This window comes from Paenibacillus sp. 01T431 (genome assembly GCF_056398625.1).
In genome coordinates this window covers 17084-34893 of record NZ_JBFTPT010000030.1, presented here as the reverse complement: position 1 = coordinate 34893, position 17810 = coordinate 17084, and the positions used below count along the sequence as shown (strand labels likewise).

General features: G+C 42.5%; 11 protein-coding genes. All 11 read right to left on the bottom strand.

Going from position 1 to position 17810, the window contains the following annotated elements:
• Positions 1-14: 14 nt before the first annotated feature.
• The 11 genes from AC1DM9_RS32370 to AC1DM9_RS32320 all read right to left on the bottom strand — a co-directional run bounded on the left by AC1DM9_RS32370 (position 15) and on the right by AC1DM9_RS32320 (position 17723).
• Positions 15-695 (bottom strand): hypothetical protein, encoded by a 681-nt coding sequence (locus AC1DM9_RS32370; RefSeq protein WP_477584075.1) that lies wholly within the window; start codon positions 693-695, stop codon positions 15-17.
• Positions 631-5628 carry an ATP-binding protein gene (locus tag AC1DM9_RS32365; protein WP_477584073.1) on the bottom strand — a complete coding sequence of 1666 codons (4998 nt, stop codon included), beginning with the start codon at positions 5626-5628 and terminating at the stop codon, positions 631-633. Before AC1DM9_RS32365 ends, AC1DM9_RS32370 begins: the two co-directional genes overlap by 65 nt.
• Before the next feature lie 114 nt (positions 5629-5742).
• Positions 5743-6924, bottom strand: coding sequence for a P-loop domain-containing protein (locus AC1DM9_RS32360; protein ID WP_477584071.1), 1182 nt, complete (start codon positions 6922-6924; stop codon positions 5743-5745).
• A 36-nt stretch (positions 6925-6960) separates the two neighbouring features.
• The gene (locus AC1DM9_RS32355; protein WP_477584069.1) at positions 6961-7884 is read right to left on the bottom strand and encodes an AlbA family DNA-binding domain-containing protein; all 924 of its coding nucleotides are present in this window, start codon (positions 7882-7884) and stop codon (positions 6961-6963) included.
• 697 nt (positions 7885-8581) lie between these two features.
• Positions 8582-10414 carry a glutamine--fructose-6-phosphate transaminase (isomerizing) gene (gene glmS / locus AC1DM9_RS32350; protein WP_441885562.1) on the bottom strand — a complete coding sequence of 611 codons (1833 nt, stop codon included), beginning with the start codon at positions 10412-10414 and terminating at the stop codon, positions 8582-8584.
• A 553-nt stretch (positions 10415-10967) separates the two neighbouring features.
• Entirely contained in the window at positions 10968-12308 is a 1341-nt protein-coding gene (gene glmM, locus AC1DM9_RS32345; protein WP_076271680.1) for a phosphoglucosamine mutase, read from the bottom strand.
• Positions 12309-12370: 62 nt separating this feature from the next.
• Positions 12371-13774: a CdaR family protein gene (locus AC1DM9_RS32340; RefSeq protein WP_477584067.1), complete on the bottom strand. Its 1404-nt coding sequence runs from the start codon at positions 13772-13774 to the stop codon at positions 12371-12373.
• Complete coding sequence (gene cdaA, locus AC1DM9_RS32335) at positions 13767-14609, bottom strand: diadenylate cyclase CdaA (RefSeq protein ID WP_076271682.1); 843 nt, start codon at positions 14607-14609, stop codon at positions 13767-13769. Before cdaA ends, AC1DM9_RS32340 begins: the two co-directional genes overlap by 8 nt.
• A 143-nt stretch (positions 14610-14752) precedes the next feature.
• Entirely contained in the window at positions 14753-15391 is a 639-nt protein-coding gene (locus AC1DM9_RS32330; protein WP_076271683.1) for a zf-HC2 domain-containing protein, read from the bottom strand.
• A gap of 210 nt (positions 15392-15601) precedes the next feature.
• Positions 15602-16168 (bottom strand): RNA polymerase sigma factor SigW, encoded by a 567-nt coding sequence (gene sigW, locus AC1DM9_RS32325; protein ID WP_054025284.1) that lies wholly within the window; start codon positions 16166-16168, stop codon positions 15602-15604.
• 400 nt (positions 16169-16568) lie between these two features.
• Positions 16569-17723 carry a S1C family serine protease gene (locus AC1DM9_RS32320; protein ID WP_477584065.1) on the bottom strand — a complete coding sequence of 385 codons (1155 nt, stop codon included), beginning with the start codon at positions 17721-17723 and terminating at the stop codon, positions 16569-16571.
• Positions 17724-17810 lie beyond the last annotated feature (87 nt).

The window sequence follows — 17810 nt, the reverse complement described above, 5'->3', positions numbered from 1 at the left end:
TAGCCTATAACCCCTTAACTGTACTTTTCAAGCTCATCTTTATATTCAGACAATAAGAATTGGTTTAACTTTGTGAAAGCCTCAAGTTTCTTAATCCTCGAAATAATAGTCTTTAGTTTTATTTCATTTTCTTCTTGGTCTTCTCCCCAAATATCACCAATATCACTATTCAGTTCTCTAAATATTACTGAGAATTTGTCTTCATCCTGAAGTGCTATCGAATTCTCTAACCATTCAATTGTAGAATCATCAGTTGCAGCCAATGCAGCTTGTTCAAAAACATATTTTAACCACACCCGCGATGCTTCATCTATTCCATTGGCTATATCTAACCACTTTTGAACTTCTTCTGGAACACTATCCGTTGTTTCTTCTCTATATTCAAAGAAAAAATGACGTTCATTTTCTGGATCAAGCCGTTTCAGTGTTCGAAGTATAGGCTCAAAATTTTCAAATGGTCTTGAGCCACTTGGAAACGTTGATCTGTGATTCCATAACTTTAATATCGTTTTAAAACAACGTAGTTCCGCCTCTTTTTTTTCAGCTCCAGTGCTATTTTCGGCTCTTTCAATTTGCTCAGCAATATAATGCGCCATCCATCGAGCAGTGGTGTCTACACCCGGGTCCAAATTAAACTCTTTGACTAGCGCTTTGCCTAAGTTCATAGTACGTTTCTGTATCTCTGAGTCTTCCATCGACTGAGAAGATAAATATTTTGCTAAGCGGTGGCTTATACTCATCCGACCCACTCCCTCTCATGTATGATTTCTGTCTAAATCTTCTTCTAATTTGAACTTCAATAATTAATTCACTTTGGAATTCAGAACAAAGTTTTTTTAGAAATGAAAGCGATGCTGTTAGTCTATTGCCCCGGCACATTTCCTCATCTTCATGACTATCATGAATAGGCGCCCAGATTTCACAAATTATTGATGCTCTCCTCTCATCCGCCAAAGTCCATTCCCTCTTCTCATAATCAGAGGATATCTTCATTTTCTCAGCGATTGAGTTCCCTATTTTATAAGGTGGGTAATCTACTTTAGCAGAATGTGGATCGAACTCATCCAGACGCTTAGATGCTTCTTCTTGATGTACCCAACCTTTAAGTTTAAAAGTATCCACGTTTATTTCCATTTCCTCTTCTTCGTAATCAGGTAACTTAAAATCATGAGGATTTGAACATGTGCTCAATGCATGCAAAAGAGATTGCGCAGTGGCCGATGATACGAGAGAGCTTGCAATATAGAAACTTTCCGATCTTTCACTCTCTCCATCCTCCCAAGATCCGAACACGTTTAGCCATAGTTCTCCGTTTCTTTCAGACAATATGCCATCAAGAAAATCATCATTTGATATCTCATCACGCCAATCTGGATTTCTCATTTCATTAATCCAATCCCTTCTATACAAAGGAATAGGATCTCTACGGTCATATAGCCAATAACCATCACTTCGAGTCAATAAGTGTCGTTGTAACCAATCATGCCACTCATTCTCATACCAATCTGAGCTGTGAACAACAGGCATTTTCTCCAGCAACTTCGATGCCACAACAAGCATGGCATGATATGAAAGATAAAAATTATAATCGTCTATTCTTGGGTAACTCCCATGGCTATGATAAGTTCCTTGTTGTTCTCTCGACGATCTCCACAAAGAGTGGCGCGGATCATTTTTATATCCACCATCAAGCTGCATTTTCCATTCACTAACAACAACATCGGTAGCAAGATCCTCCACTTGCTCACTGGAAATTCCGAATACTCTCCCTAATGGTTCAAACCAGTCGCTATCAAAATCGTATCCATGATAAAAATTCAAACTAGTATCAATCGTCTCCTTAACATGCCAATAACTATCTCTTGTTTCCCAACGGCCCTCTAATTCAACCTTATCAAATTGACTTTTCCCCACTTTTTGAAATGCGTCAACTACTTCTTTCGAGTAAGTCCCTGGATATGTCCTCTCGATATTAAGTGCTATATCAGTTGCATATTTTTGAATAAGTATATGAAGTGAAGATTGCAAGGCATGCTTATAGAAAACATTCTTATGACGTAGTAAAATGTGCGGATTATCAATTGATACTCGAGCAAGTGAAATCAATAAATATATTCGTGCATGTAAGTTGTAGAACGGAAATTTATTAGCCCCAAATGCATCAAGAGTATCCCTTTCCATCCAATCAATTAAAGCATCAATCTCATCCCTGCATTGAGCTTCTGCGAGTCTACGAACACAGTGAACGGCACACCAGCGTGTTGAAGATCTCGGAGAACCTAAAGCAGACCAAACAAAACCTGTAAAAGCACTATCCATGTGAACCGACGGTAACAACAATTGAGACCATGGCCCATCAGCGTACTCAGAATCAATATGTAGTTCGAATCTCGATAATGCGAAATCAAGTAACTCAGTTGCTTCCTGTGTTGAGATATGTTTCGAAGCAACAGTTACAAAGCCAAAAAATGTAGTTGCATGAACCAAATCTCCATGGGTTGCTAATCCTTCGATTATTCCTTTTTGAATAAAAGGTATATTTTCCGCCCCTAATTGAAGTCTCCTAGTGAAAAAAGAAATTGATCCCCTTTCCAGCAGAAACGTAGCAAATCGTTTCCCTACGAATTGCATGATTTGGGGCCACTCAATTTTAATGCTCATTTTGCGATGCCATTCTTCCGGCACTAACAAAAGCGCATTCTGTATATCATAAAAATCAGCTTCATCTACTTTAATAAGCTCATACAAAAATTTCTTCGCCTCACTATCGGAAATTCGATTGTAGACTTCACGCCATAAGGACTCGCTGTTTCGCACAGTCTGAGGAAGTCCATCATAGCGTTGAATAGCTTGTCTTAATCCATTAGATGAAACCAAGTCCAAATCATGCAACAGATCATTCCAATCAATCGAACTCTCTTCCGACTGTATACGAAGCGAGGAAGTACTTTCTTGGTTAATAATATTCCCTTCTTCATCAATAATGTCGCGATTATAAGCAATAACTTCATCCAATAGATTACTTTGTAAAGAGTACTTTTTAGCCGTTTCAGCAACCCTTTCCCAAACTTCCTCTCCAACTCCATTTATCCTAAGTTCTCTAATGACTGATTGAAAAATATACTTCCGATTATCATGCGATGTTTCCTTCTCTATACATAGTCTTGAGAAATCCCCTATTTCAAACTCCGTCATAAACGCAGATAGAGACCATGCTACCGTTGGTACAACGTAACCGCTTCTTACAATTTCCTCGGACAAAGCAATTAATTGACGATTAAATCGACCAATTTCCCGGTCCCGCCATCTGCTTAGTGCAGCGATTCCAGTTACCGGGGACAATCGAATACAAATCCTAACAGCCTCGTCCCTGTCCCAATACTTTTCGCGAGCTACATTTTCTCCTATAAGCTCTGCACAACGTATAAATCTGTAAGCTAAATCGCAAGGTGCAAATTCATCTACTTTTCTTTGGTTAGCTAGGGAAACAACTGCTTCCCATCTTTCGACGATTTCATCGCCAAATTTCGAAACGGCATCGATGGCAAAATTGAAGTAAACCGCGGCATCATCACGATTTACATTAATCAATGCTCGTGCAAGATCAATGTAACAGTTTGCCCTTTCCTCTGGGCCAATGTCTGTAGCAGAACGGATTACGTCATAAGCATATTGTTCAAAATCGCGTTTCTGTTCAGCTAAGTGGCTTAATCGGAAAGCAGAACGAACTAATTTTAGATGATCAGGAAGAAACATCCTGTTACTCTTTATATGATTTTCATAAAAAGTCTTAGCTGACATTTGTCCGGAAAATTCATGAAACATCAAAACGTCACAACATATTCTAGCTATTTCCGTTGGTAAACTATCATAGTTTCTATATCGACTCGCTGTTGCTGATCCTGACTTCTTTTTCACTTCCGCTACTTCATTATCAAAATCAAGAATATCCCCTGCTAAACAGCGTATCCGTAGCATATACCAAGGTAACAAACCGCCAATTACCTCTTTTATTTCTCTTACCTCTTGTTCATCCTTATATTTTCTATTCTGTTGTAGATCCTTTGGAAGCAATTCATTAATATCGAATTCGAGATCTGACAGTAATACTTTTTTTAATGCCAGTGCACGCATAAAAATTGCACGATCTTTATTATCGTAATCGCTTGTAATAGAGCGTGTAGCACTTTGAGGGAAATAATGATTTAGAACCCTGATGATTTTCTCCTTTGGTAACTTGTTTGCTGCGCAAGATTCAAGAAAACAGATAAGAGATTGAAGTGTTGTGTCTTGTATTTTTGAAATTCTAGCTCGCTTTGCAGTTAGTAAATCAAGGCAAGTACTGAGAACATCCGAATTAGGAATATACCCGATATCTAAGGATTCATGTGCGAAAGCAATTATTAAATATTGATTACATTTACCTAGTTTTGCAAACTGCGTTGCAGCAGATAATTCCCCTAGGTCCATAAACCTTTTAAACAGCTGCCTAGAAATATGATAGATTACTTTCTCCGGGTGCCAACTAATAAGGAATTCGAAGGCCTTCTCTATCCCATATAAATTGAGATGTGTGTATACAAGTTCCATAATTTCTTCATTTTTTAGTTGTTCATGATGAAATGGAATATCTTCTTCTTTTTTCTTATCTCTATCATGGAAGTATAGACTTAACCAGTTCTCAGCAGCCCTAAGAAAGCTTCTGGCTTCCCCTCTAAAATTCTTGACTGTTGATAACAACGCTGCTGAGTAAACATTCTCTGATCCTCTCCAAGAACCGCTAAACAAACGACGAAAAGCAAACTCCTGTACACGTTGTTCATCTTGTAAAGGCGCAATCAGATCAATATTGCTTGCAAGAAGTTCGAACTGTCGTTTATCACCAGCTACTTCTTCACCAGCTCGTAAAGCTAATTTTATTGCCTCAACAAAGTTTTTTTGCTTCAACGAAGCCTTAAATGCAAATTGAAGACGAAATACTCGAACATTTCGCTCATCAATGGGATTATCGGGAAGATAATTATCGGATAAAGCTAATTCAACAAGATCGGTGTTCTTCCCTGCTTGTAGTAACAGAGCAGGCATAGCAGAAGCGACATATGAATACTCGTTAGCTAATGGTTTGATTTGTTCAATAAAAAACTCTATTTGATCCTTCGATGCTGCAAAAGTTTCCCTAAACCAAGTTTCCGTAGGCTCATCTCTAAACTGAACTGAGGAGTCAGAAAGCCATAAAGGACGTCCTATATCTGCAACAAAACTTCTTATAGCAGACTCCTCAACACCAGCTGCCCTAGATAGTATCTTCAGTGGAATAAAGGGAGGTAATGTAGCAAGACCTACACAGATAGAGTCGATTTGTTTTCTGTAATCATCATGAAGTTTATCTCTTATCGAATCAATTGCTGACATTAATTGTCCTTCTATTTGTTCATCGACAGTGGTTCCAATACTTCCAAATTTGGAGAATACTTCAGCAATCGTACTACCATTTAAACTTAAAGCATTTGACTGTACACGTGGATTGCCACTAGTAAGCCTATGAAATTCTATTCCATCCTCTTTAGACGCTTGCAGATGATGGGACCTTAAATAATCAAAAGACTCTTTCTCCGAAAATGGCTTCAACTCAAGTTGTTTGATGTTACTAGGTGTCTGGAGTAAATGTATACGCTCGGTTCTACACAGGGCAACTATTTTAACTCCTTCGATTATACGTTCACGGAGAAGTTCATGAACAAATCAATTATCATTGAACTCCGCCGCGGCCATTTCAGCATTATCGGCTGCATCTATTAGGATCACTAGGACTGCATTGCTATTTGATTTCTTCATAGCAATAACTGAAGTTTCAATTCTGTCGAGGAACTTTCTTAATATATCTGTTTCAGATGCGCCGGAACTCACTAGCAGTGGATCGCAAAGACCTTGTACAGCCAATTCATTAATAATCTGAACAATTGCTTGGCGATGGTGATGCCTAACTTCGCTCCGATTACGATAACGCCCACCACCAAAGCAATCATATACAATCCCGAAAGATCCAGCAGGTAATGATTTCGCTATTTGGCGAGCAAAAACCGTTTTCCCTATTCCTCCAGGGGCATGTATGATCAACGGAGCTGCTGATTCTAAAATGGTTTTCAACAATTCATTATGCTGCTCTCTATGCACAAGGGTGTCAAGTTTTTCAAACTCAGGTGGAGCAGGAAAGAGATCGCGTTCAGACGTAACTTTAAATTTCTCAAGTATTTCTTCACGAACAATTACACCATTGGAATCTGGTAAAGCCTTGTCACGAACTAGTCCAGTAATGCTTTCTATTTCAGGGTTATCGATGCTTCCGGCAACCAACTGAGATATTTCTAAATGAAGCCTGTACTTCTGTGCATTGTAGTCTCCTTCGCCGTCCGCGAATTTTATACAAGCACAAAACTTTTTTAGATCTTCATCAGATAACTGTGTATATTTTGATAATGTGTTTTTATATTTTATATTGGCTTGTTTATCAGTAGATAATTTCTCTATATTGTCTTTAAGATTTTGATTAATTGGTCTATTTGTGACAATAGCAAAGTTGACACTATCTACTTTGGTTGTGGTACTTGTAATTTTTTGAAACCGTGATGAAAAGCCCTCGAATGTTTCCCTAAGATCACTAAGATCAAATGGGTTATTTTTATGAACAGTAGTATGCTTCAACTGATAATAAGCTACATCTTGAAATCCTTGCCTAGTTAACGAATCAGAGTACTCGGCAACATCGATAACATATTCTCCAGCAAGTTTATTTTCCTTAGAACCCTCAACCACAATTTGATTAATTCGAGACTTAGGTGAGATTAAACGCAAACATCGGCGGGCAGCCCATCGGTAATGAAAAACGTCACCGGCTCTTGAATATCTAACAAGTTCGTTCTCCATTAATTATCCCCCAAACTATATCAGAATCATTTTTTATCATCTAGGTGTCCGAAACTTATGTGGAATTCCCTTCTGTTGTTTAACCTTCCAAAGAAAGTCGCCGTCTACAAAAACACTTGCTTTATTCATTGTTGCAGAATATCGCCTTTCTCGTGCATCCACTAACAAAAGCTCAAAATAAAACTGCGCAGCACTTATTCCGAATTCATCAATATTTAATCTAAAAGGATCTGATGATTGAAAACCAACCATTAACTGTCCAACCACTTCTGATTTTGGTGGTAACGCTAATTTGAAATCTGCACCTATAAATTCATCTAGTCCATACACACGATGCCTTGACAATTCTTTTCTTAGACCATCGCAGACATACAAGGTGCCAGCAATTATCGTAATAGGCAATTCTGTTGTATTTGCTAGTACAACTGCTATAGAAGCACAACCTTCTTTATCGTGTACGGCGTGTAGTGCCTGTTCTAGGAATCTTATCTCGAACTGTCCTTTGTTTAAGTACATATAGTCAAAGTCGCTGCGTTTAGCTACTGTATTCGTACTTCCTTTACGGATTAAGCAATATCCCTCTTTCAGTCCACCAAACTGTTTCCTCATCATATATGGCTTATTGTCTGTTTTATAAATTCTAAAAACGCCTAACATTAGACCTTTATATTCGTATTTGAAATAATCAAACTCTATTTCCGGTTCGATATTGTTCAGAACCAACTGCACATAATTAGATGAGTCTACAAATTCTTTCGGATCTATTCCCTTTAACTCCTTACCCTCTGGTCGATCCTTGACTCCAATAATAATGAATTTGTCTCCATTATGCCGTGAATTGGCCATCGCCATTATATCCATTAGAAAATCCATACTCTTGTCTTTATGATATTGTCTCTCTTTGAAGTCCAGATATTCGCACTCATAGCCAAATTCGATTAATTCAACAACCTTATCCATAGACACCTCGCTATAACCTTATGTACAACGAACTATATGTTCACTGTAAAAATTCGACATCTAACAAGAAAATCCTACTTTTTTCACAAGAATTCCCCAAAAAGGTGGACCACAGTAACATAATAAAAAGGACGAGTAGCGATCGTGTTAATACACACGTGCTACACCTCCTTTTTTCTATAAGTAATCATTAAACTGTATGGTTAGATTCTCATCTAACTCTGTTGAACTTCTTCTGTACATTGGAATAAACATTTTTATATTTCCAATGACGATATTTTTTTATTGATTTCTTCTTTTGACTAATGATTACGGTAAGATGCCGGAGCAAGTAATGTTCGTCTGATTCAACTCTGCTTTTTAAAAGTCCAATAGCCTTTGGAAATTTTTCTGGTACATATTCTAAATGTTCTGTAACTGTCTGCTACCTACCGATCGCTGTACCGAGTCTAATACTTTTTTTGCTCAATCTACAACTCTATTTTCTTCTGACAATAAACTATAATGCCACTGAACACAAACTCCATATTCGAGATTTGAAAAATTCTTAATAACAAAAATAGGGTAGCCCGAATTAAACTCATCAGGCTACCCTTTAGATGTATTAATAAATCAATTCATTTGTGGTTCCAAACATTATTTACTGGTTCCACCCTTTTATATCACCGAACACTTGATCCGCTCCAATATTGACTCCCTACTCCACCGTTACACTCTTAGCCAAATTCCGCGGTTTATCCACGTCATGCTCAAGAGCTAGCGAAGCATAATAAGAAATCAGTTGCAGCGGAATAACTGAAAGTGCTGGTGACAGGATCGGAAGTGTCTTCGGAATCGCGAATAGCTCGTCGACAGATTTCGCAACTTCTTCCTCTGCACCTTGGTTCGCGATGCCTATAACATGAGCGCCACGTGCTTTTACTTCTTTAATGTTGCTAAGTGTTTTCTCGTACAGCTCTTCTTGTGTAACAAGAGCAATAACCGGAATACCTTCCTCTATAAGAGCCAAGGTACCGTGCTTGAGCTCACCAGCTGCATAAGCCTCGGAGTGAATATACGAGATCTCCTTCAGCTTCAGCGAGCCTTCTTGCGCTACGGCATAGTCAACGCCGCGGCCGATGAAGAACAAGTGTTTGTGATGCGAGAACGACTCTGCAACTTGTTTAAGCACATACGCTTGCTCAAGGATGCGCTCAACCTGAGTTGGAAGCTGATGCATAGCCTCAAGAACTTCTGCGATGTAAGAAGCTTCTTTGGTCTCAAGCGTACCTGCCATGTGTAGACCAAGCAGATAAAAAGCAATCAATTGCGAGCTGTATGCTTTTGTCGAAGCAACCGCAATTTCAAGACCTGCCCATGTAATAAGCACATGATCCGCTTCGCGGGCAACCGAGCTGCCTACTACGTTAGTAATCGCAAGCACACGAGCGCCGTTGCGCTGTGCTTCACGCAAAGCTGCAAGTGTATCAGCTGTTTCGCCAGATTGACTAACAACGATAACGAGCGTATCCGGAGTAATGATCGGCGAGCGGTAACGGTACTCGGATGCCACATCCGTCTCAACCGGAATGCGAGCAAGCGACTCAATGACCGTTTTGCCGACAAGACCTGCGTGATATGCCGTTCCACATGCTACGATGTGTACTTTGCGGATCGATTTAATATATTCAGCTGTCATACCCAGCTCTTTTAAGTCGACAGATTTACCGTCTTCTGAAATGCGGCTCATCATAGTATCACGGTAAGCTTTTGGCTGTTCGTGAATTTCTTTCAGCATGAAGTGATCAAATCCAGCTTTCTCTGCCGTTACTAGATCCCAATCGACATGAAATATTTCCTTGGAAATACTTTCGCCTTCAGTCGTCATTACTTCGACAGCATCGCGTGTCAGGATTGCCATTTCGCCGTCGTTCAAAATATAAACGTTGCGCGTATGCTCCAAAATAGCCGGAATATCCGAGCCAATGAAGTTTTCGCCTTCGCCTACACCGATAACAAGCGGGCTTGCATAACGAACCGCAACCAGGCGATCCGGTTCAAACTCAGTCAAAACACCAAGCGCGAACGCTCCACGCATACGTTTAACCGCACGCTGCACAGCTTCCACGATGTTGCCGTTATATTCATCAGCAATCAAATGGGAAATGACTTCGGTATCTGTCTCCGATACAAAAACATGCCCTTTTGTCACTAATTCTTCCTTAAGATTCAAGTAGTTCTCAATAATCCCGTTATGAACAACCGAAAATTTAGCCGTGTTGTCCGTATGAGGATGCGAGTTCACATCAGATGGTTTACCATGAGTAGCCCAGCGTGTATGACCAATGCCAATAGAACCTTCGAGCGGTACTTCACGCAGCAAGCCTTCAAGATTCGCGAGACGTCCTTTGGACTTTGTAATTTCGAGCCCGTTTTTCGTGAAGACAGCGATACCAGCGGAATCATAACCCCGGTACTCCAGCTTCTTCAATCCTTCGAGCAAAATGTCCTGCGAGTCACGTTTACCAATATATCCTACAATTCCACACATAATTTAATAGGCCTCCGATAGGTTATTTTCCCGTCCTTATCGGATGCCGCCAATGCGTGGCACAGGCACTATGAAGTTGTCACAAAATAATCCGAATGATTGCGGAAAATGTAACCCCTCTGCCCATGCCCACCCTGCTGGTGGCATCTTGGACATACGGGAGTAATATTATAATCGAAGCCTGCCGCACGATTGTATGACCGGTCGCCCGGCCGTTTTACGTAACGGCTTTCGGTTGGCTTGTAATACCGGAAGGTCCCCGCCGAATGTTTCGAACACCTTCACCTCGTCAGCTTCCCGTATGAACACCCGCTTCAAGCTGATCTATCTTAGCTCTACCACCGATCATTCATCACGCAAGCTCTGGCGCTTATGTTGCTTATTTAACCTCTATCCTCGCTTTCCTTCTTGAATCACACTACCTATCATATTCATTTTCCAGCTGCTGTGCAACCTTTCATGGAAAATATACTCGTCCATTTTCCAAAATAATGCTAAAAAAGCCCGCCGGCTACAAGAACCGACAGGCCTTCGACACCATTATTCTCTATGATTAACCTAGTTCACTTTTAACGACATTTGCAATTTGATCAACGTAAGCCTCGACCTGTTCCTTCTCTGGCCCTTCAGCCATAACGCGAATCAAAGATTCCGTACCCGATGGACGAACAAGCACACGGCCGTTGTCGCCAAGCTCTAGCTCTACACGTTTCACCGCTTCTTCTATCGCTGCATTGCCTTGGTACAAGCTCTTGTCCGCTACGCGTACGTTAACAAGCTTTTGCGGGTATTTACGCATAAGGCCTTTAAGTTCGCTTAGCTTCTTGCCGGAGGCTGCAATCGTATCAACCAGCTGAAGCGCAGTAAGAATACCGTCGCCAGTCGTAATATGGTCAAGGAAAATAACATGGCCGGATTGTTCGCCGCCTAGATTGAAGCCGCCGCGACGCATTTCTTCCATGACGTAACGATCGCCAACTGCCGTTTGCGCTGTCTTCAAACCAATGCGCTCTGCTCCTTTGAAAAAGCCGATATTGGCCATAACCGTCGTTACAATGGTATCCTCTTTCAGCTTGCCTTCACGCTTCATCGCATCGCCAATAATACAAAGAATAAAGTCGCCGTCTACCTCTTCGCCATTTTCATCAATAGCAATTAAACGGTCAGCGTCCCCGTCAAAAGAAAGCCCAAGGTCTGCGCCATGCGCCAGTACCTGCTCACGCAAATATTCTGGATGCGTCGAACCAACGCCAGCATTAATATTCAAACCATCCGGCTCAGCGCCTACTGTTATAATGTCCGCTCCAAGCTCGCGGAATACCGAAGGAGCCAGCTCATAAGCGGAACCGTTCGCGCAGTCCAGTACGATTTTCAAGCCTTTGAATTCGCCTTTAATCGTTGTTTTCAAATAATCCAAATAGCGCTGCTTAGCGCCTTTATCGCTTGATACCGCTCCGATATCTCCGCCCTCAGGCCGCGGTAATTCATCTGTAAGAGCATCAATTAATTGTTCGATTTCGAGTTCGGTATCATCCGACAATTTAAAGCCGTCGCCAGCAAAAAATTTAATGCCGTTATCCTCTACAGGATTGTGTGATGCGGAAATCATAACACCTGCGTCAGCATTCAGCTCACGCGTAATATAGGCAACTGCCGGTGTGGATACGACGCCAAGACGCACGACGCTTGCACCAATCGACAAAAGACCCGCAATCAGTGCAGATTCCAGCATTGGGCCGGAAATCCGTGTATCAAGGCCAATAACCACCTTCGGCTTTTGTGCCTTATGTGTTAGAACATAGCCGCCGCAGCGACCGATTTTGTATGCTAGCTCAGGTGTAAGCTCACGATTGGCTACGCCGCGAACACCGTCTGTACCGAAATATTTCCCCATGTTTAAAAAGCTCCTTTGTAATATATTGCTTTCGCTGTTATATACTTATTCCGCTCTGATGATTATGGATTCGTAGTTGAACCGCCTGCTGCGTTTCCGCCACCATTGCCAGTCTCCTCACTGGTGTCTGGAGGCGGTGTCGTAGCAGGGGGAGGAGACTCCTCTGTCGGAGTGCCTCCGACCTCCTCGGAGTTGTCTCCGCCTGATCCTGATCCTGGTACGGAGTTGTCCGTTATTTCTATCGTTACCGTTAAAGTTTGCCCATCAGCCAGTACGGTCTGAATATACGCAGGCACATCGACCTGAAGCGTTACGACATGCGTGCCTACACCTAGACCTTCTACATTGGCAATGATGCTAATATCCGATGCCTTAAGCGTAGACAACACCGGATCTGCTCCGCTGACGGTTAAATCAAACTTACCGTTTGCCGGCGTCCGTATAACCGCTGACAGCCCGTTTGCGATACCTTCTATGGCTACATCTAGTCCTGTAAGTGTTCTATTCTTTACGGGAGCTACAACGACATTGAGCTCCACCTCTGCTGGATCAATTGCCTTTATTCCATCAATCAATTCCGTCTTCACGCGAATGGTTCCTGTTTGCTTCACCTTCGAGAGATCAAGCACGACCCCATCGTAAACCTGCAGCTCGTCTAACTGCTTCTGCTCGCCGTATACGGTCACCTTGTCAATTGCCGGCTTCACCGATACTAAGCTCAGTCCCTCAGGCAGAGTGCCCGTATAGCGCACCTGTAGAGGCAGTACCTTCAGCGGAGGCGTTACCTTGACCTCGACATGCAGCGTTTCTGGTGAAACAATCGCATTTGTCATTTCGATACCGTCTACATCGTATACGATTACTTTTGCTTTTTTGTTAACAACCGTTTTATCTGCACCCTCAATATTGATCTCCGTTGTAACAGCACCGATTCTGCTCATATCATCCTTAGGCAGCGTAACCTGTACACCTGTTGTCGGTGCTACAATCGTCGATGCTCCAACGATATAACCGTCTGCAGGCTTGCCTTCCACAATGACTTGCGGCTCAAAAGGCTTTGTTACAATTTCTTCGATCTGAACCGTAACGGTGCGCGGCGACATCTCCACAAGCGTAATCCCTTTAGGCAGTTTTACCGTCAAAGGCAACTCCTGTATGCCGGGTTTAACGCCTTTCAAGTCCACTTGAACCTTATAATCATCTTTCGAAGAAGCATTGAACAAAACAGTTAACCTGCCCTGCACATCAAGCCGCACGACGGTAGGTTCCATCGCCGTAAGCACGTACTTATCGGTATCTAGGCCATCTGCCGTAATAACCGATGCTTCTATCGTTTTGGTATCAATATTTGATGTCGCCGTCTGCGGTGAGGTGTCCGGATCAATATGTACAATAGCCCAGAGCAGCAATCCGACTATGACGGATATTACTTTGAGAGAGGTGGGGTGAGTTAGCCATTTATCCATCACTGCCTCCTTTCCGCTTCCAAAGAGACGATATGGTTACACGTTCCTTCGTACGACCTGTCGTCTTCGGAGTCAGCTCATCAAAGAGCTTCGAAATTAGCGATTCCTCGTTAATATCTCGTACGATCATGCCTCCTAGAGACAATGACACTTGCCCCGTTTCTTCCGAGACGGTTACGGACACTGCATCCGTTACTTCACTTACTCCAATAGCGGCACGGTGGCGAGTTCCAAGCTCCTTGCTTATAAAAGGGTTTTCCGATAGAGGCAAATAGCAGCCCGCCGCCATAATCTGATTAGCTCGTATAATGACAGCTCCATCATGCAGCGGTGTATTCGGTGTAAAGATGTTAATCAGCAGCTCCGATGTAATTTTTGATTCCATACGGATGCCCGATTCAATCAATTCACTGAGGCCTGTACTCCGCTCAAATACGATTAACGCCCCTATTTTTCGTTCTGCCATAAAACGGACAGCTTTAATTACGCCGTCAATTTGTTCATTGACGACATCCCGATCAAGCGAAAATGACCGCGCAAACAGCTTTCCACGACCAAGCTGCTCAAGCACGCGTCTCAGCTCAGGCTGAAAAATAATCAGCACGCTCACAATTCCGAAGGTGAACATCTGGTTCATTAACCATTTCAACGTATACAAATTGAACCATGTACTCAGCCCCCATACAGCGACGAGCACGACGATCCCTTTTAAAAGTTGAACTGCCCTTGTTCCGCGCACAAGCAAAATCATTTTATAAATAATATAACTAACTATACCAACGTCTATAATATCCTTTAAATAGTCATGCCATGTTAAATCTGAGAAATAACTCATATGCCAACCCCCAACAGCCGATCCCCTTATTATTGTCTAATTATCGGTTTTCAACTTTATTATTTTCTATATATGGGATTGGAAATCCTTTATTTCAAAAAAAAATTAAAAAACGCCTCCCTGCAACAGGGAGGCAGCTTGCTTTAGCGAGCGTTACCGCCAAAAGTTTGCGTTACTTTGTACCAGAACCAATCGAGCGCTTGATCTATCGTTCTGCTCTGACCCGCGATATGGCCGGTTGAAGCCAGGTTCAAGGTTCCATCAATGACGGTTACGTTGCCGTCCACCTCGCCCTTTACATCGGCTATTCCATTTTCTACGGTCAAATTACCCGTTAAATGGGCACCCTCTGGCACAATAACTGTATTTCCTTCTATGATGACCTGCTGAAGATCCTCGCCTGCAACAATCAGCTTGGTATCCTCTTCCCACATCGTGAAGAAGCTGCCCAACATAACGAGTACAAATACAGCAGCTGCTGTTACTCCGGGGTACCGATAAATAAAACGTACGATGCGGTTTCTCTGCTTGCTCTGTTTCTTCGGCAGTTGCTGCATAATTCGTTCATTTAAAAGCTCGGATGCCTTCTTGTCATAATCCGCGGCAGGCTTAATCGCTTCTAAAGTCTGGAACACCGCGGCGTCCGTCTTCTGGAGCTGTTCAAACCGGCTGCGACAAGCGGGACAGGAAAGCAAATGAGATTTTAACGTAACGATATCTTCACGCGGCAGCTCGCCGTCCAAATAATCATGCATCCATACGATAGCGACGTTGCAATTCATAGCAGCCAGTCCTTTCTTTCAGTTGCTCGCGCATTAAGTTCTTATCTCGCTATTAGGATACGTTACTAGCAAGAAGGATGTTTCACTTTTTTTCGTAATCGCGTAAGTAATCCTTTGCAAGTAAGGAATTAGCTTGAATTTCTCCCAAAAAGAAGCCTATGTCTGCGCTAGACATGGCTTTCCTTTGGAGGATTGTATCATTATTTGTAATTATAACTTATGCTCAAGCTTCTTCCGAAGAAATTCCCTGCCGCGGTGAACCCGCGTTTTGATCGTCGTGACAGGCATGTCCAGCACATCGCCAATTTCCTGCAACGACAGGTCCTGCATATATCTAAGCGTCATCACGCTCTTATATTTCGGTGGCAGTGAAGCAATAGCCGCATGTATAATGCGCTGTGTGTCCGAGAGAAGCAGCTCTGATTCTGGCGTCCGATTATCGCTCGGTATCATGGAGTAGCCATCCAGCCCCTCATGATCCGATGACTCCGCATCCAGCGAATAGGTCGGCTTGCGTTTGCGCAGTCGATCAATACATAAGTTCGTAGCAATTCTATATATCCAAGTTGAAAATTTTAACGTTTCATCATATCTATCCAGGTTTTTGTAAACGCGAAGGAACGTATCCTGTACTACATCCTCCGCTTCCTGGCGGCTGTTTAACATTCGATAAGCCATATGAAAGAGCTTGTCTTGATAGAGGTCTACAAGCTCAGCAAAAGCCTGCTGATCGCCTTTAAGCGATAACTTCGCCAGGCGTGCTTCCAATACAATCACCTAAACTCCTCCAAACCTTCCATTCGATCGACTGATCGCCTTGCTCTATTTTATAAATATATAATGTCCGCATCCATACACCCTAGAAAAATCGTAATGCACATGGGCTGAAAAAGCAAGACAATTGAGAAAGATACTTCCAATATGAGCATCGACCCTAATTAGTCGTAATGTTCATAGTCATGAGCAGCAATGTACGTACATCAGGTTCATGTTTCATTGCCGTTTGCTCCAAAAAATACTAACCGTTCTAATAATTATATAGGTTTGACGTTCAGTCAGCAATCGACCTGAGGCTAGTTGTTTTTTCGACTTTCGGCTAGGAACGCTAAAATAAAGCAAAAAAGGTCTAGGAAACGTAATGTTCCCAGACCTTCAATGTTCATGCGCTTTATATTTATTAAAGTGTATTTGTTTTCAATTGCTCGAGCACCTTTGTAATCGTCGTCGTAGGAATCGCAAAGCCAATGCCTTGTGCCTCAGCGTTCACAGCCGTGTTTATACCGATAACCTCTCCCTTCTCGTTGAGAAGCGGTCCTCCAGAGTTCCCTGGATTAATAGAGGCATCCGTTTGCAGCAGATGCTCGTAATTATGGTTCCCTTGCTCATCTGCAATCGTAATTGGGCGCTCTTTCGCGCTTAACACGCCCATAGTCAACGTTTGATCGAAGCCATATGGATTGCCGATCGCCATCACCCAGTCACCGATTCGCGTTTGGTCAGAGCTTCCCAGTTTAAGAGATGGGAATGCTTTGCCGTTAGGCTCTTCCACCTTAAGCACAGCCAAGTCTAGATCATAACTCGAACCAAGCACCGTTGCTGTTAGAGGCTCGTCATAACCTTGAACCGTTACTTTAACCTCCTTCGCATCAGCAATTACATGCTCGTTCGTCAGAATATAACCATCCGATTCGAAGAAAAAGCCTGTACCAGAGCCTACCAGTTCAAGATTTGAACTGCTTGGCTGTTTTTCTTGAGATTCTTGCTGCTGCCCGTTGCTACCCGACCCACCATTTCCAAAAAACTGTTGAAAGCGTGGATCGTCGAACATGGAGTTCGAACGTGCTGGCTCCCCATAATTTTCGATCTTCACAACCGCGGGGCTCGCAGCTTTATAGACGGAAGCGATATCTTCACTTGAGCTTAGCGATGCTGTAGACAAGCCAGCATCCTGCTGTCCTGAATTGCTTACAACGCTGGAACCCGAGTTTTGAACGGTTTGTTCCCCTCCGCTGAACAGATTGTTTTTATCTGCCATGTAGGAGAAACCGCCAATGACGAGAGCGCCAATCAAGAACGATGCAAGCAGTGTTTTTGCCGAGTTGCCGCCCGAACGCTTTGAACGTTTTTTACCGCCAGGTGCTGACCCTGACCCGCTTCCGTTCTCATCCTGTCCCAGCCCAAGCTCCCTCTCGTATGAAGCTCTAAGCTCATTTGTTGATTTGTTGGATTCATAAATATAAGTAGTGACAGGAGTCCGGTTCGTTTCATTCGATGTATGGTTCGACGTGTAAGTATCACCGCTCGTTTCTGAGCGTTTGTTTTCCTCGTTCATCTCTATCATCCTCTCAATAGTAGGTGTCTGTTTCCTATGTACCTATCATGCAGGATGTACCTTAAACAAAACTTAAGTGGACTATAA